The organism is Mesorhizobium sp. CA5 (assembly GCF_020165105.1).
Lineage (GTDB): Bacteria > Pseudomonadota > Alphaproteobacteria > Rhizobiales > Rhizobiaceae > Mesorhizobium.
In genome coordinates, this window is sequence record NZ_JAIUHJ010000019.1 from 1 (window position 1) to 20,748 (window position 20,748).

The 20,748-nt window shown below is 62.6% G+C and carries 15 protein-coding genes; 5 read left to right on the plus strand and 10 right to left on the minus strand.

The window, feature by feature from the left end; translation table 11 throughout:
* Nucleotides 1-767, plus strand: a 767-nt coding sequence (locus tag LB529_RS22275) for an autotransporter outer membrane beta-barrel domain-containing protein (protein ID WP_224712358.1), incomplete at its 5' end; no start/stop codon positions are given.
* Between the two features lie 171 nt (nt 768-938).
* A complete protein-coding gene (locus tag LB529_RS22280) occupies nt 939-1,427 on the plus strand; it encodes an invasion associated locus B family protein (RefSeq protein WP_224608165.1) in 489 nt (162 codons plus the stop codon).
* Between the two features lie 6 nt (nt 1,428-1,433).
* On the opposite strand, the gene LB529_RS22285 is transcribed toward LB529_RS22280, so the two are convergent.
* The 10 genes from LB529_RS22285 to LB529_RS22330 all read right to left on the minus strand — a co-directional run bounded on the left by LB529_RS22285 (nt 1,434) and on the right by LB529_RS22330 (nt 11,444).
* Complete coding sequence (locus LB529_RS22285; RefSeq protein WP_224638825.1) at nt 1,434-1,640, minus strand: hypothetical protein; 207 nt, start codon at nt 1,638-1,640, stop codon at nt 1,434-1,436.
* A 523-nt stretch (nt 1,641-2,163) separates the two neighbouring features.
* Nucleotides 2,164-2,979 (minus strand): IclR family transcriptional regulator, encoded by an 816-nt coding sequence (locus LB529_RS22290; RefSeq protein ID WP_224608208.1) that lies wholly within the window; start codon nt 2,977-2,979, stop codon nt 2,164-2,166.
* Between the two features lie 63 nt (nt 2,980-3,042).
* A complete protein-coding gene (locus tag LB529_RS22295; RefSeq protein ID WP_224608160.1) occupies nt 3,043-4,242 on the minus strand; it encodes an aminotransferase class V-fold PLP-dependent enzyme in 1,200 nt (399 codons plus the stop codon).
* A gap of 24 nt (nt 4,243-4,266) precedes the next feature.
* Nucleotides 4,267-4,758 carry a RidA family protein gene (locus LB529_RS22300; protein WP_224544535.1) on the minus strand — a complete coding sequence of 164 codons (492 nt, stop codon included), beginning with the start codon at nt 4,756-4,758 and terminating at the stop codon, nt 4,267-4,269.
* A gap of 15 nt (nt 4,759-4,773) precedes the next feature.
* Nucleotides 4,774-5,769, minus strand: a complete 996-nt coding sequence (locus LB529_RS22305) for an ABC transporter ATP-binding protein (RefSeq protein ID WP_224608153.1) — start codon at nt 5,767-5,769, stop codon at nt 4,774-4,776.
* The gene (locus LB529_RS22310; RefSeq protein ID WP_224608206.1) at nt 5,766-6,773 is read right to left on the minus strand and encodes an ABC transporter ATP-binding protein; all 1,008 of its coding nucleotides are present in this window, start codon (nt 6,771-6,773) and stop codon (nt 5,766-5,768) included. The genes LB529_RS22305 and LB529_RS22310 overlap by 4 nt, the downstream gene beginning before the upstream one ends.
* A gap of 8 nt (nt 6,774-6,781) precedes the next feature.
* Complete coding sequence (locus LB529_RS22315) at nt 6,782-7,999, minus strand: amidohydrolase/deacetylase family metallohydrolase (protein WP_224608150.1); 1,218 nt, start codon at nt 7,997-7,999, stop codon at nt 6,782-6,784.
* Nucleotides 7,999-8,862, minus strand: a complete 864-nt coding sequence (locus tag LB529_RS22320; RefSeq protein ID WP_224608147.1) for an ABC transporter permease — start codon at nt 8,860-8,862, stop codon at nt 7,999-8,001. Before LB529_RS22320 ends, LB529_RS22315 begins: the two co-directional genes overlap by 1 nt.
* Nucleotides 8,862-9,803 (minus strand): ABC transporter permease, encoded by a 942-nt coding sequence (locus tag LB529_RS22325; RefSeq protein WP_224608144.1) that lies wholly within the window; start codon nt 9,801-9,803, stop codon nt 8,862-8,864. Before LB529_RS22325 ends, LB529_RS22320 begins: the two co-directional genes overlap by 1 nt.
* 111 nt (nt 9,804-9,914) lie before the next feature.
* Nucleotides 9,915-11,444, minus strand: a complete 1,530-nt coding sequence (locus LB529_RS22330) for an ABC transporter substrate-binding protein (RefSeq protein ID WP_224608142.1) — start codon at nt 11,442-11,444, stop codon at nt 9,915-9,917.
* Nucleotides 11,445-11,898: 454 nt separating this feature from the next.
* On the opposite strand from LB529_RS22330, the gene LB529_RS22335 reads away from it, so the two are divergent.
* From LB529_RS22335 to LB529_RS22345, 3 genes are all read left to right on the plus strand, one after another.
* Nucleotides 11,899-12,606: a 4'-phosphopantetheinyl transferase gene (locus LB529_RS22335; protein ID WP_224608140.1), complete on the plus strand. Its 708-nt coding sequence runs from the start codon at nt 11,899-11,901 to the stop codon at nt 12,604-12,606.
* A 100-nt stretch (nt 12,607-12,706) separates the two neighbouring features.
* Nucleotides 12,707-19,024 (plus strand): non-ribosomal peptide synthetase, encoded by a 6,318-nt coding sequence (locus LB529_RS22340; RefSeq protein WP_224712359.1) that lies wholly within the window; start codon nt 12,707-12,709, stop codon nt 19,022-19,024.
* Nucleotides 19,017-20,714 (plus strand): AMP-binding protein, encoded by a 1,698-nt coding sequence (locus LB529_RS22345; RefSeq protein ID WP_224608135.1) that lies wholly within the window; start codon nt 19,017-19,019, stop codon nt 20,712-20,714. The genes LB529_RS22340 and LB529_RS22345 overlap by 8 nt, the downstream gene beginning before the upstream one ends.
* Nucleotides 20,715-20,748: the final 34 nt, after the last annotated feature.

Below are 20,748 nucleotides of genomic sequence, written 5' to 3' on the forward strand. Positions count from 1 at the left end.
CCGACTACGACGTGACGACCTGGAAGCTCAATGCCGGCGTCGACGGCCTGCTGCATGAGAGCGAGGCCGGCATCCTGTTGGGCGGCATCACCGTCCATTACGGCACCGTCTCGTCGGACGTGTCGTCGACCTTCGGCACCGGCTCGATCTCGGCAACCGGCTACGGTGTCGGCGGCACGCTGACCTGGTTTGGCAACAGCGGCTTCTATGTCGACAGCCAGGCCCAAGCGACCTGGTATGACAGCGACATCAACTCGGCCGTGCTGGGTAAGCTTGCCGACGGCAACAAGGGCTTCGGCTATGGCTTGAGCATCGAGAGCGGGCAGAAGATCGCGCTGCGCTCCAACTGGTCGCTGACCCCGCAGGCGCAGCTTTCCTACTCGGCCGTCGACTTCGACAAGTTCACCGATCCGTTCGGCACGATCGTGTCGCCCGGCAGCGGCGACAGCCTGATCGGCCGCCTCGGCATCTCGGCCGACTATGAGGACCAGTGGGCCGACAGCGCCGGCCAGGTGAGCCGGGCGCATGTCTACGGCATCGCCAACCTCTATTACGACTTCCTCGGCGGAACCGATGTCGATGTCTCAGGCGTCAAGCTTTCCAGCCAGAACCAGAAATTCTGGGGCGGCGTCGGTCTCGGCGGCTCGCTCGACTTCGGCGACGGCAAATACTCGGTCTATGGCGAGGCGCTGGCCAGGACCAGCCTGGCGAGCTTTGGCGAGAGCAATGTCATCAGCGGCAAGCTCGGCTTCAGCGTGCGCTGGTAGCGGCATCGACGAGGCACCGGCATAGCTTGGTTAAGCAATACAATGCGCGCTGTTGTGCGCATTCTCTGTAGTTCGCATTCCCGGCGGTCCGACTTTTTGAGAGATGGAAACGAGATGAAACGAAACAGACGAATTGGACGTGTCACTCTGGTAGCGGCAAGCCTGCTCTCAATGGCAGCCGCATTCGCGCAAGAAACCGCGGCTCTGCCCGGAGGGGCGACCTCACTCAGGGAAGGGCATGGCGACTGGGCCGTCTCTTGCAATCTTGCCGCCCAGAACGGCACCAACGTGAAAGTCTGCGCGCTGTCGCAGGAGCAGACCGACAGTCAGTCGCGTCAGCGCGTGGTGGCGATGGAGTTGCGCCCGGCCGCAGAGGCCGTCCAGGGAACGCTGGTGCTGCCGTTCGGCCTGGCGCTCGACCAGGGCGTGACGCTGCAGATCGATGACGGCCCGACCCTGCCGCCGCTGCGCTTCCGCACCTGCCTTCCCGGCGGCTGCCTGGTGGATCTGAATTTTGATACCGATACGTTGGCGACCCTTCGTGAAGGCAAAAGCCTCAAAGTCAAGGTGGTCGCCGACGGCGGCAAGGAGACCAATCTGGCGCTCTCGCTGAACGGCTTCCCCAGCGCGGTCGACAGGACGGTGGCACTGTTGAAGTAGACGTTTCTATTTCCCGTATCGCTGCTCCAGGGCTTCGGCAATGTGTTCGCAAAGCAGGTCTCCGGTGACGATGGTGACGTGGAGACGGATGCATGCACCCTGCGGATCAACCATCGTGACCACCGCGCCGCCGTCGGAGTATTCGAACGTGTCCAGAACCTTGTGAATGACGAACTCAGCTATATTGGGCGCAGAGCCTGCGGGATCTTCCACGGCCTTCCTCCATCCCGAAATCAGCGGGTCATGCCTTGGTCAACAATCGTGTATCGACGCGGTCTCCTCCGACAGCTGCCCGATCTTTAAATATGTAGCGGATTGCCCTAGCGTCCAGGAGAGTACGCGCCATCGCGCACACCTGTTGAGCGGGGAGTATCTCTTTGCTCACAAGGGCAAAGGGTAAGCGTTCCGCAAGAGCGGCGTGAAAATGCTCGCGGCGCGTTGAACCAAGGCGGCTCGGTGAACCGGAAGTGGCACCAGGGACAGGGTGCGCTCGGCCTCAAACCGGCGCTGGCAGGGCAGACGATCGTGTGGTGGAGCAGGACCTAGCCGCGACGCTCGCGCTCGCGAGCCGCGTCTATATTAAAAGCAGCGGCCATATCGCCCACGAAGTGCCGGCCGCCGAGCTCAGGAGTCAACTGGACCTGCTGCAGCGCTGTCTTGGCGTCTAGTCCAGGTCGAGGCGCGGTTGCCAGCAATGACGGACGCGCGTGCGATGCCGATCGGTCGCCGTTGTTGGTCACCTTACACTGCGCCAGCCCAACCGTGATTCGATGCGCGAGGCGCTAGCTTTGACCAGATGGATCAGATCCGGGTTCTTCTGTTTCAGCTTGATATCGGGAACCACGATAGAGATCGTCGCCCTGCAAGCCCCCTCGCCGTCGCATATGGGGGCGGCGATGCAGGCCACAGAGAAGTCGGATTCACCGGCCTGGATCGAGAGGCGTTGTTCGAGCGCCGCGGCGGCCGTGCTCGCCAGCACCTTCTCATCCGTTTCGGCTCGGCCGGTCGGGGAAGCCGTTGCGGAGCGCGCAAAAATGGCGCGGCGTTCCTCTTCCGGCAAGTGGCCGACCAGCATGCGGCCGGAGGCGGTCCAGTTGAGGGGGCTGCGAGTGCCTACGCGCGAGGTCACCTGGAAGTGGTCCTTGCCCTCCTTCATGGCGAGCACCACCATGTGATCGCCATCGCGCCCGCAAATCTGGATGGTCTCGCCCGAGTTCTGGGCGAGCTCGTGCATCTCCTGGATCGCGACGTTGAGAAGATCAAGGGTGCGGGCATAGGTCAAACCATAGTGGTAGAGGCGAGGCCCGAGCCACAGGAGCCCGTTGTCCTGCCGGTCAAGCAACTCCTTCTCCACCAGGTCGTCAACGATCACATAGATGGTCGACAGCGGCGCGCCTATGTCGCGGGCGATCTCGTAGGCGGTCGCCGGTCGCTCCACCTTCTGCAGATAATCGAGGATCTGCAGCGCCCGGTCGATGCCGCTGGTGCGCGAGCGGCGCGGCTCAGGCGCCGCAATTGGCGCCGCTTCGATTTGGGCCACTATCCTGGTCATTGGTTCGGACATCTTTCTCAAGGCGAGTGTAGAACGGGATGGCTGTTTGCGATACCTGATACATCAATCCGGCCATTTCAGGATCGCCGCTTCCCGTGCGCGCAGGCGCTCCTCAAAGGACATGGCGGCCATCACGTTCGACTTGCGCGCCTGATCCAGTTCCACGGCCAGCCGCTTTGCCACGACAAGCTCCTCACCCGGATGCAGATTGCAGGGGTCGAGGAAGAAATAGCCGTGCTCGACCTCATGGTCGCGCACGACGACCGGAGGGTCGCCGGCAGCCAGGCGGTCGGCCAGATCCCAGGCGGCAATGCGGGCTTCAGCAGGGTTGACGGAAACTTTCAGGCGATCGAGCGGATTTTTGGTCGGATCCGGGGCGATTTCGGCGATTATACCCGGTCGGCCATCGAGCGCCTCGACCCAGCAGTCGAGCGCCTTGCGTTCGCGGGCGCGGATGCCGTCATGGTCACGTGTTTTCCATGCCTGAAGTGCCGCCACAGCGCCGACGATGCCTTCCTTGCCCACCTTCATGCCGCGGCCAATGCCGCGATTTTGCAGATAGACGTCGCGCACCCTTGCCTTGGATCCGGCAACGATGCCCGAGGTTGGGCCGCCGAGAAACTTGTGACCGGAATAAAGAACCAGGTCGGCTCCATCGGCCAGGAAGCCCTTCAGGTCGTATTCCGACGCCGCATCGACGATCACCGGTACGTTGCGCGCGTGGGCCACTTCGGCGAAAATGTTCAAGGGGATTTGCGCGTAGCCCACCACGTGGTGTGACACGACGTAGACGGCGGCCGCGGTGTTTTCGGTAAGGGCGCCGGCGAGTTGATAGGCCGCGGCACTTGTCGCCTGGCCGACCGGCACGACCTTGGCTCCGGCAATGCGGATCGCCTGCTCGATAGGCGCGCCGTAGCTCACCATATGGCCGGACTGGATGACCACCTCGTCCTTCAGCCCGGCCGCGTCGGGCAGGCGTTCGATCGCGACCAGATCAGGTCCGGTCATGCAGGCTGCCACCGCCAGGCTGATCGCCGCCGAGCAGGACGCCGTGACAAAGCCGGCTTCGGCGCCGGTCAGGTCGGCGATCACGGCGCTGGCGCGACGTTGTAAGTCACTCATTTCGACGAATTCGCTCAGGATCGCCGCCACTGCTTCGACGGCATCCGGCACCACGATGGAGGCGCCGAGCCCAGTCATCGTGCCGGAAACATTGATGACCGGTCTCAAGCCAAGGCGGCGACGAATGTCCTCAATCGGCATGGCGGTGCTCTCCTTAGTGGGAATTCAATCGATGGCGATGATGGCTTCGATCTCGACGGTGATTTGGCCAGGCAGCGAACCGTGCCCGACGGCCGATCGCGCGTGAATTCCGGCCGGACCGAAGACGTCGATGAACAGATCCGAGCAGCCATTGATGACGGCAGGATGGTCGGCGAAATCGGGCACGGCATTGACCATGCCGAGCAGTTTCACCACACGCCGCACACGGCTCAAGTCGTGGAGCGCGGATCGCATCACGGCAAGCAGGTTGATACCGGTCAGCCGTGCATGTGCATAGGCCTGCTCCACCGTCACGTTGCCGCCGACCTTGCCGGTGTGCTGCATGCCGTCAGCCTCGGTCGGCCCCTGACCGGACAGGAACAGAAGCTTGCCTTCCTGAACGTGGGTGACAAAATTGGCGATTGGAGGTGGTGCCTGGGGCAGGGTGATGCCCAGCGCCTTCAGGCGGTCATTGGGCGAGCTTTCCGATCGCTTCATCGGCTCGGAAAAAGTCATGTAAGCGAACTCCAGTCAGTCATTTCTTTGGTCGTGGCGAATGCAGGCCACATGATGTCCGCCGCCGATGGGCGAGACCGGCGGGATTGCCGCGGCGCAGGCTTCGATCGCTTCCGGACAGCGAGTGCGAAAGACACAGCCCGATGGCGGATCAATCGGGCTGGGAATATCGCCCAGGAGCGGGACCCGAACGCGCATGCGCGTTGGATCCGGCACCGGTGCGGTTGCCAGTAACGCCCTGGTGTAGGGATGCCGTGGCGCCGCATAGACCAGCCTGCTTGGACCACGCTCCATCACCCGGCCGAGATACATGACGACGACTTCGTCGCACAAATATTCAACCACCGACAGGTCATGCGCGATGAACAGCAGCGTCAGGCCAAGCTGCTTTTGCAGATCGCCAATCAGGTTGAGCACTTGGGCCTGCACCGAGACGTCGAGCGCCGAAACCGGCTCGTCGGCAACAATGAATTCTGGTTCCACCGCAAGTGCCCGGGCAATGCCGATCCGTTGGCGCTGGCCACCTGAAAATTCATGCGGGTAGCGAGAGGCATGATCGGGTGAGAGGCCGACAAGCGCAAGAAGCTCGGCAATGCGGTCCTGCCGCGCCTTGCCACGCAAATAGCCGCGCGCGTCGAGAGCTTCGCCGAGTATCGCGCTGACACGCAGGCGCGGATTGAGGCTGGAGAAAGGGTCCTGAAAGACGATCTGCAGCTTTTGCCGATAAGCGCGCATCTCGCGCGCCGACAGCGAGAAGAGATCGACGCCATTGAACAGGGCTTTGCCGCTGGTCGGCTCGATCAGACGCAAAATGGCGCGACCGGCGGTGGTCTTGCCGGATCCGGATTCACCGACCAGACCGACCGTCGAGCCGCGCTTGACCTCGAAACTGACGTCCTCCACGGCGTGCACGACACGGCCGTTGCGCGCGGGAAACCGCTTTGTCAGTGCCTGGACGCTGAGCAGGGGGGCTGCTTGTGTCGTGTCGTTGGTTTCAGCGTCGGCAATCATAGTTCGGCGCTCCGGATGCAGCGGGAGAACCCTGCCGAGCCCGCCGGCATCAACGGTGGCGGGGCGGCCCGGCACGGGGCGATTGCGTAATCGCAGCGCGGCTCGAAGGCGCAGCCGGGCGGCAGGGCGGTGATCGCCGGCACGCTGCCGGGAATGGAATAGAGTATTTTGCGCTCGCCGGCCGCATCGACGTCGCGCGCCGCATTGGGAGTGCAGGCGAGCAGGCCGCGCGTATAGGGATGGCGCTGATGCGCGAACAGATCGTTGACGGGCGCCTGCTCGACGACGCGGCCGGCATACATGACCACGACGTTGTGCGCGATCTCGGCGACGACACCGAGATTGTGAGTGATGAACAGGATCGACATGCCGAACTGCTGCTGCAGCCGTCGCAAGAGATCAAGAATTTGAGCCTGGATCGTCACGTCGAGCGCCGTCGTCGGCTCATCGGCAATCAGCAGCGAAGGATTGCAGGCAAGCGCCATCGCAATCATCACGCGCTGGCGCATGCCTCCTGACATCTGATGCGGATAATCATCGAGACGCGATGCGGCATCGGGAATTTCCACATGCCGCAGCATCTCCAGCGCCCGCTTGCGCGCTTCCTGCCGGCCGACCGGTTCATGCAGCGCGATCATCTCGCCGATCTGGTCGCCGACGCTATAGAGCGGGTTGAGGCTGGTCATCGGCTCCTGGAAGATCATCGCGACCTCCTTGCCGCGGATGCGGCGGAAATCCTTCGCCGTGAAGCCTGCGAGATCGTCGACTTTGCCGGCCCGGTTGCGAAACAGGATTTTGCCGCCGGCAATACGGCCCGGCTTCGACAGCAGCCCCATGATCGACAAGCTGGTGACCGATTTTCCCGAACCGGATTCGCCGACCACGGCCAGCGTCTCGCCGCGCTTTAGCTCGAAGGTGACGCCGTCGACCGCCTTGGCGGTGACGCGCCGGGTCACGAACCAGGCCTTGAGGTCCTGGACCGAAAGGATCGTGTTCTGGGCCAGCGCCTCGCTCAAGCTTTCCATCCGCAATGAGGACAAGCGCCGTCACCGGCATCCGTGGCGGGCACATGCCGGTGGGCAGGTATCGCGTTCGCGCCCAATATTGCGTAGCGCGGTTCGAACAGCTGGTGCAGCACGCTCGTCGCACCCTGGGAGTCTTTCACCGTCAGTTCGGCATCGGCCAGTTCGAACAATGTGAATTCCGCCGGCTTGCCCTTTTCCAGCAAGCTGTCGGCTGGCAGTCGGATGGCCCGGCGTGGTGCCACAGTCGACGCTGTCACTACGTCCTCGAACGCCATGCCCAGCGGCAGAAGCTTCGACATGGTCGTCGCCATGTCCCACACGGAACCGTCGAGCGAGCGGTTGTGCAGATCGGTCGAGATCGTCTTCGGCGGCAGGCCGCGTTCCAGAGCGGCCTTGGCGACATCAAACGAGAAGGATGCCCCGCCATGGCCGACATCAAGCACGATGCCGCGCGACGCCGCGTCCTCGGCCAGACGGTAGAGATCGTCATCCTCGAGGATCGAGCCGCCGGCCTTGCCATTGAAGCAATGGGTGACGATGTCGCCTTCGGTCAGCAGGCCGAGAATGTCGTCATAGAGCGGCGGCGGCTCGCCAACATGCACCATCACCGGCAGCTTGACGATGCGGCCGAGCTTCTTGGCCAGCCTGACCGGCGTCAGATCCCAGCCGCCGGTGATGACGTGGCTTGCCCGCACCTTCAACCCGACGATGACGTCGCGGTTGGCTTCGATGGTGGCGATGGTTCGGTCGATGTCGATCGAGCGCATGTCGATCAGTTCGCTCACCCGGTTGCAGGCGACAAGCCCGATCGAGCCGATGTTCAAGAATGCGTAGATGTTCTCCTGTGCCGGCTCGACGATGAATTCGCGAAAGCCGTGGAAATTCGCCTCGCCGGCAGAGCCTGCGTCAACCATGGTGGTGACGCCGCTCGCGGCACCACATTGCTGGGGCCGAATGGAGATATCAGTGCCGCCATACCAAACATGGACATGCAGATCGGTCCAGCCGGGCGACAGGAAGGCGCCGTTCGCCTCCACCACCTTGACGTCGTCGCCGGCGCCAATCATCGAGCCGATCTCCGCGATGCGCCCGTCCTTGTCGACGAGCACGTCGATGGCGGGACCGAAACGATCGCCGAACGCCACGGGCCTGGCGCCCCTAATCAGCAGCGGCTGCTTCATTTCGAGAAAACGATTGCCGAACATCAGATGTCCTTTGCCAGACGGGGATCGAGAAGGTCGCGCAGGCCGTCGCCAACCAGTTGCAGGGCCAGCACGGTGATGACGATGGCAGCGCCGGGGAACATCATGATCCAGCCGGCCTGGTCCATGTACTGACGGCCGACCGCAATCATCGTGCCCCAGGTCGGGATGTCGGGAGAGATGCCGACACCGAGAAACGATAGCCCGGCTTCGGCCAGGATGGCGTTGGCGAAGATGAAGGTTCCCTGCACCAGGATCGGCGAGGCGACGTTGCGCAGCACGTGACGCACCAGGATGACCGGCGTCGGCACGCCGAGCGCGCGCGCCGCTTCGACATAGGGCAATTCGCGGATCACCAGCGTTGAGGCGCGCACGACCCGCGCCAGCCTCGGCGCGTAGACGATGCCGAGCGCGACAACTACGTTGACTGCCGTGGCGCCGAGTGCCGCCACCAGGGCGATGGCAAGCAGAATATCGGGAAACGCCATCATGGCGTCGATCAGCCGCGAAAGCGGGGTGTCGAGCTTCCTGAAGAAGCCGGCCATCAGACCAAGGACGATGCCGATCGCCGATGAAAAGACGACGACTGAGAAGCCGACGGAGAGGGAGGTGCGCGCGGCATAGAGCATGCGCGTGAACACGTCGCGGCCGAGATCGTCGGTGCCGAACAGATGCTCGAGGCTTGGCGGATGCAGCCGGCTGGCGATCGAAAGCTTGGTCGGCGCATAGGGCGCGATGATCGGCGCCAGGATCGCCGCCAGTGCGATGACGACGAGCAGGGCCAGCCCCACCGCCGCCGTCGGGCGGCCGAGCAGCCGTGACAGAAGGTTGGGCTCCTGCTGCAGCGGGGTTGCGATCGCGGCCATCAGTAGCGCACCCGCGGATCGATGAGGATGTAGAGCATGTCGATGACGAAATTGACCAGCACGTAAAGGCCAGCGATGACCAGCAGCGCGCCCTGGATGACCGGATAGTCGCGCCGCAGCACCGCCGAGACGACGAGGCTGCCGACCCCCGGCAGGCCGAACACGGTCTCGGTGACGACGGCTCCCGAAATTAGCAGCGCCGCCGTCAGGCCGATCACGGTGAGGATAGGGATAAGCGCATTCTTCAGCGCGTGTTTGAGCACCACGCGCCACTCGCTCATGCCCTTGGAGCGCGCGGTGCGGACGTAATCGTCGTTGAGAACGTCCAGCATCGAGGCGCGCGTGAAGCGCGTGATCAGGGCCGAACTGACAAGGCCGAGCGCCAGCGCCGGCAGCATGAGATGAGCGATGCGATCGCCGAACGAGGCGCCGGGTCCGCCATATCCCGACGTGTCGAACCAGCCGAGCCTGACGGCAAAGACCTGGATGAACAGCAGGCCGAGCCAGAAGCTCGGCACGCTGGCCGCGAACATGGCGATCGTGGTGGCCGCCTGGTCGAAAAGCGAGCCGCGCCTGTAGGCGGATAGGATGCCGACGGGCAGGGCGATCACAGTCGCGATCATGAGCGAGAACACGGTCAGAAAGAAAGTTGGTTCGGCGCGCTGGAGGAGTGCCGTGGTGACCGGCTCTTTGAGGAAGATTGACTGGCCGAAATCTCCCTGCATAACCCCGGCGAGGTAGTGCAAGAACTGTTGCGGGATTGAACCATCAAGTCCCAGTTTGGTGCGAAGGGTAGCGATGTCGGCGGCCGTAGCGTCGGGACCGAGCATGACCGCGGCCGGGTCGCCCGGCGTCACCCGCACGATCACGAAGACGATGGTGGCAACCAGCGCCATCACCACGATCATGCCGAGGAGCCTGTTGAGAACCGAGCGCAGCATCCGCGTTGATATCTCCGGGGCCGGTTTTGCGGGAATGGCCGCCGGACCGCGGCGCCTCCCGGATCATGCCAGGCTGCCTTCCCGCGACGGAGCGGGAAGGCAGGGGATTGGCTATTTGCCTTCCAGGTAAGCGTTCCAGAAATAGGGCCAGGGCGCCGGCGTGACGCCCTTGAGGTTCGGCGCCTCGGCAGCGAGCGCGTTGAAATCGCCGACCTTGTAAACCGCCGCTTCGTCGTAGATCACCTTCTGCACGTCTTCGTAGAGCTTGGCGCGCTTGGCCGGGTCGGTCTCGGAGTTGAAGGCATCGAGCACCTTGTGCTTCGCATCGCTCGACCACCAGCCAGGCGTGTTGTCGGACATGAAGCCGTTGAGCGACGGTTCGGCGAGAAACGGACTGTGGGTGATGTAGATGTCCCACAGCGCCGGATCGGTGCGGTTCTTGGTCAGTGTCGCCCATTCGACGACATCGAGCTCGACCTTGAAGCCGGCCTGCTCCAGATAGGCCTGAGCCACTTGTGCCATCTTGTAGTGGAACTCGTACTGGCGGCTGGTCAGGATGCGCAGCGGCTTGCCGTCATAGCCGGCGTCCTTGAGCAGTGCGGCGGCTTTCTCGGTGTCGCCCTGGGGCTTGTAGGCCTCGGTACCTGTGTTCGAATGCCAGGCGAAGCCTTCCGGATACATGGCACCATCGACCGCATAGAAATCCTTGGACCCGAAGGCGGCGAGCAGCATATCCTCAGGCGCCAGCGCCGCCTGGATGGCCTTGCGGATACGGATGTCGGAATTCAGCCCCTGTTTGGTGTTCATCACGAACACGGGCCAGCCGAACGGCTTCAGGATAAGCGGCTTTGTCTTGCCGCCGGAAATCTTGTCGTAGGATTCGACAGGAAGAGAATCGGCATAGGCGAACTGGCCGGCGACGGCGCCCTCGACGCGCGTATTGGGATCCGGAACCGGCACGAAGCGAATTTCGTCCAGATATTGTTTCCTCGCCCCACCATAGCCATCCGGCTCTCCGTCGCGGGACCTGTAGCCATCGAAGCGGGCGAGTTGGATGAACTGATCCGGCTTACGGTCCTTGAGCATGTAAGGCCCGGTTCCGATGAACTTTGTCAGCGGATCTTCGTCGGCATTCTCAGAGGGGATGATGATGGCCGCCGCATTGTTCAACGACAGCAGCGACAGCAGCGGCGCGTAGGGTTTCTTCAGTGTAATCTTGACCGTCTTCTCGTCGAGGGCGTCGAGTGAGCTTATGACGTCCGCCGCCTGCTTGCCGCGCGTCGCCACCTTCATCCAGCGTTTCAGCGAGGCCATGACATCGGCCGATCTCATATCCGAACCGTCGTGGAACTTGACGCCCGTCCTTAGCGGGATCGTGTAAGTCAGGCCGTCCGGCGATATCGTGGGCATGTCGGCGGCCAGGAGCGGCGTGATGCCCCACTTGTTGTCGAACGTATAAAGCGTCTCGTAAATGTGCTGGGTGATGATGCCGACCAGATCGGCGGTCGATGCCATTGGATCCAATGTCGGAGGCTCGCCGACGGTGGCGACGTCGATCACTCCCCCCTTCTGCGGTTCAGCCCATGCCAGCGCCGGCAGCAATGCGGCGAACGACGCGACGACTTGCAGTACGCGCTTCATTCGTTCTCCTCCAGGTTCCATTTTTATGGAATATATAGTTTAGTTACGCACTAAGCTTACGCCGATGGCTCGTCGCGTCAAGCGGCGAAGCCATTGCTGGTCTCGGGGCAAACAGGCGAGTTTGCGCCAGAAGCTGTCCCTGCCGGGTCGATCGCACAAAGTCAGCCGCAAGCGGACGGGAGGTGGATGTGTCGATATAAAGCTGCTTCCGGTTTGAAGGCCGGTTCATTACGCACTACCCGGCAACTATTGCCGTCCGCTGCGACTGGCTATCCATTCGGCTCCGCGCCAGATTCTTAACGTCGCCGCGCCAGCCGAGCTCTCGTCCCGACCCACCATGGCCCAGCGAACGGCCGGGTGACCTCTGCTAAATGAATGTCGTTGGCGACTTTGCGTCGACGTTCTGGTATAAGGCTAGACAGCATAAAGGACTGCGGTTGGGGCCGGCAAAGAAATGGTATTGCCTGTTGGGTCGGACATCCGCAGCGACTGTTCGGCCGCCCAGTTCGTGGCATCTTTTCGGGAGTTGGTGGCCGATGATATCGGCATCGAGGGTGGTGATTTCAAACCAGCCGATCGGGACCTGCCGCTCAAAGAGGAAGCACATCTGGGCAATGTTGTACCGGCGCGACGGCGTGAGTTTCGGGCTGGACGCCTTTATGCAAGGAAGGCCCTCCGGGGCCTAGGCATTCCTGAAACCGTGATTCCGATAGGGCCCGATCGAGCGCCGATCTGGCCGACAGGTGCCGTCGGTTCAATCTCTCACACCAGAAGCCTGTGCGCTGTCGCAGTCGGATTGTCCGCCGATTATCTTGGCATCGGCATCGACATCGAAGAAAATTCTTCGCTTTCCGGCGAACTGGCGAAACTGGTGACGCACACTTCGGAACTGAACGAGCGGGACGTGATCGAAGCGCGGCTGGGCTACGATCTTCCAAAGCTTCTGTTCGTCATAAAGGAAGCTTTCTACAAAATGCATTTCCCGCTCAACCGGCGCTTTTTGGCGTTTCGGGATGTTCGCGTGGAACTTGACGTGGAGAGACACGCAGCGAAAGCCGTGATCGTTTCGTCAAGCCGCTTTGTAGCGGCCGATACTTTCGACGGCCGGTTCGGCAGCAGCCATGGCACGTTGTTCTCGTGTTTTGCTCTCTCCGCGCCTTGACAGCCACGCGGCCAGCAAGCACTCAGTGATCCGAGCCTGGTGCTCCATTGGATTGAACGGTGCTGTTGCTGAATAACGTCCGATCTTGGAGCATGATCTGATGGACACGATACGTGGCCATGTGGATCGGCATGCGGGACAGAATTCGCGAACGGTGGCCCTTCTGGCTGCGGGACGCGCGCCTCTTACCTATCAAGGGTTGGCGCTCAAGATTCGCCGCATCGGTGAATGGCTGGCGCTGGAAGGCATCGGACCAGCCGACCGCGTAGCGCTTCTTCTGCCCGAGTGCACGGAAGCTGCTGCTGTGATCGTGGCGGTCGCAGCCAACGCGGCTTGCGCTCCCCTAAATCCCGCATGGCCTGCCGACGAGCTTGAATCGCAACTAAGCGCGGTGCAGCCCAAGGCGCTGATCGTGTCGGATGGCTGGCAATCGCCAGTGCTCGCCGTGGCGATTTCGTTGAACATACGCATCCTGCGACTGCATGTGGCGCGCGACGCGGCTCTCGAGCAATTCTTGTTAGCCGGCGCCAGCGGGGCACGTCGCGATGACCAGCCCAGGGCCACGCCAGACGATGCCGCGCTGCTACTTTTCACGTCGGGCACGTCGGCGCGGCCGAAGCTAGTCTCGCTGACACATCGAAACCTTTGCGTTGCGGCGCACAACATCTGCTCGGCGCTGGATCTCCGGCATACCGACCGGTGTCTGGGCGTGATGCCACTGTTTCATATTCACGGCATAAGCAGCCTTCTATCGTCGGTGGTATCTGGGGGCTCCTACATCAGTATGGAGGGTTTTTCCGCCGACAGCTTCTTCAGCTGTCTCAGCGAGTTCAGGCCGACCTGGTATTCGGCGTCGCCCGCCATACATCGCACCATTCTCGATCAGATCCGTCTCTGCCCGGATGACCCTCGCCAGAGTGGACTGCGCTTCATTCGCTCGGCTTCGGCACCAATGCCGCCTCAGCTGATCGCGGATACTGAAAGAATATTCGGCGTGCCGTTTGTCGAGGCCTACGGAATGACCGAGGCAGCGCCGCAGATTGCGAGCAACCGGCTTCCGCCGTTCGAACGCAAGCTAGGCTCCGTGGGCAAAGCCGCGGGGCCGGAAATCGCCATCATGGACGAAACCGGGCGTCTCCTGCCGCCCGGCGCAAATGGCGAGGTGGTCATTCGCGGCGCCAATGTCATGCAGGGCTACGACGGTGACCCCGCCGCCAACCAAGCCGCATTCATCGATGGCTGGCTGCGGACGGGTGACATGGGCCATATCGACGCCGACGGCTATCTGTTCGTCACCGGGCGCCTGAATGACATCATCAATCGCGGCGGCGAAAAGATATCGCCGCTGTTGGTCGAGCAGGTCCTGCTCCAACACCCCGCGATCGCGCAGGCGGCTGCCTTCGGCGTTCCACATCCGGTGCTCGGCGAGGCGGTCGCCGCATCGGTCGTGCTCAAGCCAGGGTACGAGCAATTGGTGTCGGATCAGCAGATACGCGGCTTCGTGGCCGAACGGCTGGCGCGCTCGAAGGTACCGCAGAAGATCATTGTGGTGGAGGCAATCCCTGTCGATTCCGGCGGAAAGGTCAATCGCAGACATCTGGCCCTGACGCTCGATCCGCAACGACAGCTCGCGCAAGTCGATGCGCCACGGACCGGCAAGGTGGTTGCCCGAACCGCCACCGAGCGCCGGGTGGCGGCGGTGTTTGCCGAAGTGCTGGGGACCGAACCGCCCGGCATTCATGACGACTTCTTCGATCTCGGCGGTCATTCGCTGATCGCCATGCAGCTTCTCGCCAGGCTGCAGGACATATTTCAGGTCGGATTGCCGATCGACAGCATGTTTGAACGCCCCACCGTTGCGCGACTTTCGGAACGCATCGGCGAGCATATGGCCAATCTCGTGGCCGAGGGCACGGTGCGGCTGGAGCATGGACCGGTATCTGAGCCCGGCACGACACGCATCCCGCGGCGGCAAGTGGCGACGCCCGCACCACTCTCGTCCGCCCAGCAGCGCGTCTATTTTCTCGACGGAATGGGCGCCGGCGGCGCTTACAACATGTCGGCCTCGCTGCGGTTGACAGGCTCGCTCGACGAGCGCGCACTGGCAGCGGCCCTCGATGAGATTCGTCGGCGTCACGACATCCTGCGCACGACCTTTCACATGCGCGACGGCGAACCGGTGCAGGTGGTTTCCGAATTTCAGGAAACCAGTCTGATGGTGATCGATCTGACCGGCCACAATGCGCAGGTGCGCGCCGCCGAGGCAATGCGCCTTGCCAGCCAGGATGTCGCGGAACCGTTCGATCTGGCACAGGGCCCGCTTTTTCGCGCCAGGCTGATCCGGCTGGCATTCGACGAGCACTTCCTGCTGCTGACGATGCACCATATCGTTTCCGACGGCTGGTCGGTCGCTGTCCTCCATGCCGAACTGAAGCAACTCTACGACGCCTTTCATCACGACACGACGTCGCCGCTCGAAGACTTGCCGCTCCAGTATGGCGATTTCGCGGACTGGCAGTGGCGCGGCGTCGAGGCCGGGGAACTCGAGCGCCAGACCGGTTACTGGGTCCGCCGGCTCGAAGGACTGTCGCAAGCCTTCACGCTTCCGACTGACCGCCCGCGCCCCGCCATTCAATCCTATCGCGGCGGAACTCTGCAGGCCGTGATCGACCGTCAAACCACGGATCGCTTGAAGGTCCTCGGCCGAAGCCAGGACGCGACCCTGTTCATGATCTTCCTGGCGGCCTTCAAGACGTTGCTCTTCCGCTACAACGGGCAGGACGATTGCGTCGTCGGCGTGCCGATCGCAAACCGCCCGAGGAAGGAGCTGGAGCCGCTGATCGGGTTTTTCGCCAACACGCTGGTCCTGCGGACATCGCTTGCCGGCGACCCGCCCTTGCTGGCGTTGCTCGGCCGCATCCGGTCGACGGCGCTCGATGCCTATGCACACCAGGATGTTGCGCTCGAACGCATCGTGGAACAGCTGAAGATTCGGCGCGATCCCGGCCACACGCCGTTGTTTCAGGTGATGTTCGCGTTTCAGAACGTCCCGGAATTGCCAGGCTTGCCTGCACGATCGGCGACCGGCCACGCGACAGGACCTTGCTTCAATCTCGCGCCGGGCCTCGCGGCACAGCCTTTGAGCATCGACAAGGCGACGGCGAAGTTCGACCTCGCTTTGTACCTGTCGGAAAGCCCGGAAGGGATGTCCGCAACCTGGCAATTTAACGCCGATCTGTACGAGCCGGCCACCATCGACCGGCTGGCCCGGCATTTCCAGACCTTGCTCGAAGGCATAGCAACCGATCCCGGGCAAAGACTGTCGGAATTGCCCCTGTTGCCCGACGCCGACCGCCGCCAGATCGAAGTCGACTGGAACCGCACCGAAGTCGGAGAATTGCTTGGTCAGGATTGTGTCCAGCTGTTCGAGGCGCAGGTGGAACGAACACCCGAGGCCGCCGCCGTGTTGGGCAAGGACCGGCAGTTCACCTACCGCGAGCTCAATGAATGGGCCAACCGGTTCGCGCGGTACTTTCGCAGCCGCGGGGTTGCCCGCGAGACATTGACCGCGATCTGCCTGCCAAGATCAGGCGAGATGCTGGCGGTGCTGCTGGGAGTGTGGAAGGCCGGCGGCGCATTCCTGCCGGTCGACTCCGATCATCCGTCCGAGCGCATCGCCCTCATGCTGCATGATGCCGGCGTGAGCCTGCTCGTCACAGAAACGTCGCTGCTGGCAAAGTTCCCGGCCGCGTTCCAGATTGCGGGCGATCTTGCGGAGTCCGGCCGGACGATCTGCCTGGACGCCTGCAGGGCTTCCGTGGCGCAAGAGGATCCGCGCAATCCCATAGGCCTCTGCGCACCCGATGCACTTGCCTATGTGATCTACACGTCGGGCTCCACCGGCAAACCCAAGGGCGCTATGATCACGCAGGCCAATGTCGGCCACTATGCGCAGGCGATGATCCGCGCACTCGCTATCCGTCCGGACGACATCTATCTGCACACCGCTTCATTCTCGTTCTCCTCCTCGATACGGCAGTTTGCCGTCCCGCTTTCCTGCGGCGCTGCCGTGGCAATAGCATCGGCCGAGGAGTTGCGCGATCCGTATCTGCTGTTCGAGACGGTGCGCCGTCAGCGCGTCTCGGTGCTGGACCTCGTTCCATCCTTCTCGGCCAGCTGCCTGCAGGTTCTGACGTCGCTCGACCAATCCGTGCGGATAAGCTTGCTCGACAGTCATGTGCGGCTCGTGCTTTCCGCCAGCGAGCCCTTGCCCAGCGCCTTGGTCGAAAAATGGCGGCGGCTCTGCAAACCCGCGACAGAATTCATCAACATGTTCGGCCTGACCGAAACGACGGGGATCGTGACGGTCTACCCCATTCCGGCGGAGGGCGGCGTGGCGGGGATCGTCCCAATCGGGCGGCCGATCGCCAACACGCAGGCGTACGTGCTGGACACGTCCGGCCATCCGGTTCCGATCGGCATCGGAGGCCACTTGTACATTGGCGGGGCAGGAATCGGACTCGGTTACCTCGATCGTTCGGAGCAGACCGTCTGCAACTTCGGGCCCAATCCGTTCAGCCCGCATAAGGGCGAGCTGCATCGAACCGGCGACCTCGCCCGCTACCGGCCCGACGGGACGCTCGAAATTCTCGGCCGCGCCGACGAACAGGTCAAAATTCGTGGCTTCCGCATCGAACCGGGCGAGATCGAGGCTGCGATCTTTGCTTACCCTGAAGTACGCGAATGTGTCGTCGGTGTTGTGGAGGATGCTGGCGAGGACGATGATCTCGGCGATCGAAAACGCCTGGTCGCCTTCGTTGCGGCCAACGAGCCGCGTGATGCGGATACGGTTGCCCTGTCGCTACGGTTGCGCGAGCTTCTGAAGCGGCAGCTTCCGGAATACATGCTGCCGCAACGCATCGTGATTCTGCAGCGCCTGCCCCGCACCCCGAACGGCAAGATCGACCGGGGGGCTCTGCTCACCAGGGAGCCGCAGCCGTCGGTTCGTTCCAATGCTGTCGCGCATCCCTCGATCCGGGTCGATCCGCACGGGGTCGCACCTACCGACGTCGAGACGATCTTGGTGGAGATCTGGAAAAGGGTGTTGCGGCTCGATGAGATCGGGCTCCACGACAACTTCTTCGACCTGGGTGGCAATTCCATCCTGAGCATCAATATCGTTGTCGAAGCCGGCAAGGCCGGCCTGATCCTCGATTTGCGTCAGCTTTACCGGCACCAGACGATCGCCGATCTGGCGCGCGCTGTTGCCGTGGCACGGCACGATATCGGGCCAATCGTGGCCGCCGCACCGGTATCGAGCGAAAATGGCACGAAAGTTTTGGTGACGATCGAGAGCCTTCGCGCCTATGGCCGCGATGCGCTGACACGGGCCGGACTGAGCTCCGAGGGTGCGGCGATTGTCACCGAAGTGCAGCTTGAGGCAAGCCTGCGCGGACAGCCGACACATGACATGGTCAGCATTCCGCGTTATGCCTCAAGGATTGCTTCGGGCAAGATCAAAGCTCGTCCGCAAATCCGGGTCGAACACGAGAGCGCCACCATCGCGCGGATTGACGGCGACAACGGACCGGGCCAGTGGGTGAGCATGGTGGCAATGGACCTTGCCATTGAAAAGGCGAGCAGGCACGGCGTCGGAATCGTCGGCGTCCGCCGCTCCAACCATTTCGGCGCCGCCGGCCATTATGCATGGCAAGCAACGAAGCACGGTTTCATCGGACTCTGCACAACCAACGGACCGCTGATCCTGGCGCCGACAGGCGGCGTCACGCCAACATTTGGCAACAATCCGCTTGGTGTAGGCATTCCGGCAGGACGGCATTTCCCCATCCTTCTCGACATCGCCATGAGCGTCGCCCCGCGCGGCAAGATCGGCTTGTCCGTGGCGGAAGGCAGTCCGTTGCCAGCTGGGTGGATTCTTGACCAGTCGGGGCGTCCTTCTACCGATCTGGGCGATCTCGCCGCAGGACTTGGCGTGCCGATCGGCGGATACAAGGGCTATGGGCTGGCACTGGTGATGGAAGTGCTTGCGGGCGTGCTCAGCGGCGCGGGTTTCGGCCGTGATCATCAGCGAGACACGCTGCACGACAGCCGCCACGCACCGGACTACGGCCACTTCTTCATGGCACTTGACCCCGAGCGGTTCATGCCGGTTGGGGACTTTATCGAGCGCGTCGATCGCCTGATCGAGCAGACCAGGAACGGGGAACGCGCCGAAGGCGCCAACGAAATCCTGATCCCCGGTGAAATGGAATTGCGCGCCCGCCGGCAGAGCCTGAAGGAAGGTGTGTGGTTGCGCTCATCCACCTATAGTGCGCTCATCGCCTATGGACGCAAGGCAAAGCTCGAAGCTGAACTGGATGTCGTGACCGAAATCCGGCTTGCAGAGGGTCATGGCTGATCAGTTGCACGATCTTGCGCCAAATCAGAACGATCACATGATGACGTTCGACCGGGCCGAGCTGGAGGAGACCATCCCGGCGCGTTTCGACAGAGTTGTCCGCAGTCATGCCTCACACGTGGCGATCGGCGGCGAGCGGCAACAATGGACTTACGGGGAGGTCGACCGGCGTTCCAATCAACTGGCTCGCGCAATCCTTGAGCGCACGCAGCCAGGGCAAGGATGCGTCGCCTATCTTGTCGACCATTCGCCGGACATGGTGATCTGTGCGCTGGCGACGCTCAAGGCGGCAAAGGCCTTCCTTTGCGTTCATCCTGGAATGCCGCTTGCAGCGCAGCGCGACATCATCAGCGATGCTGCGCCGGATCTGCTGCTCGCCGGCGCGTCTCACGCAATGACCGCGCTTAGCCTTGTCGATGACCATAGGCGGGTTCGCCTGATCGAGGACATCGACGCGCGATATTCCGCGGATGCGCTGCATGTCCCGGTCAACCCAGGCGACCCGGCCGCAATCTTCTATACCTCCGGGAGCACCGGGCGGCCGAAGGGCGTGGTGAAAAGCCATCGCACCGTACTGCATCGGGCCTGGCTTTGTGCCCGATATGACGGGGTAACCTTCTCGGACCGTCAGTCTCTTCTGACATATTGCAGTTTCGCCTCATCGGAAGCGGACGTCTTCGGCGCGCTTCTGAACGGCGCCACGCTGGAACTCTATGACGCGGCATCGCGTGGTCTCGCCGATCTGAAGGCGTGGATCGACGAGCGCCGCATCACCCTGCTGCATCCGCCCGTCATGCTGTTTCGCAAGTATCTGTCGATGCTCGAGGGCTCGGGCCTGCATCCGTCGGTACGCCTCGTGGCGCTTGCGGGCCAAACGGTCATTGCCTCGGACGTTGAGCAATGGCGCCTTCGCTTCACCACGTCCTGTGCCTTGCGCCACCGTTTCTCTTCCACCGAAGCTGGTCACATCGCGGTGGCATCGGTGGCCCCAGGCGAGACACCTGCGGCAGGTACGGTACCGGCGCCGCGCCCGGTCACCGACAAATCTCTTCTGGTCATCGATGAAGATGGCCAGCCAGTCGAACCGGGAGGTGTGGGCGAACTCGTCATCCGCAGCGCTTTCCTGGCAGATGGTTATTGGCGGCAGTCCTCCGAAACGGCAAGGCATTTCGGCACCGACTCCAATTTTCCCGGCCAGCTTCTGTTCCATACCGGCGACATCGGGCGGCTATCGAGCGACGACAGTCTTGAATTCCTCGGGCGGCGCGACGAACAGGTCAAGATTCGCGGGTATCGCGTCGAAACGCGGGAAATCGAGCAGGCTTTCATGCTGCTTCCAACCGTGAACGAAGCAGCGGTCGTCACCGAGCTTCGGCAGGATGCGCACTCCCTTGCTGCCTTCGTCGTGATGAGGCAGGGAGCGTTGTTTGAGACTGGCGCCTTAAGAGCCGGGTTGAGGTCGATCCTCCCTCAATGGAAAATTCCAGGCCGAATCCAAGCGGTCGAGTCATTGCCTTTGACGCCGACAGGCAAGATAGACAAGCCACTTCTCCAGCAGTTTCTTCAGGCACGTGGCGGCCCCGTTGGGGATGGCCAGACCGTGCAATCGTCCGACAAGAAAGAGAACGCGCCGTCTGCAAAACTGATCAAGATCTGGAAAGGGCTTTTTGCCAGGACTGTCATTCGCTGAATGCGAATGACAATTCAGACCGGCTCAGGGTGTT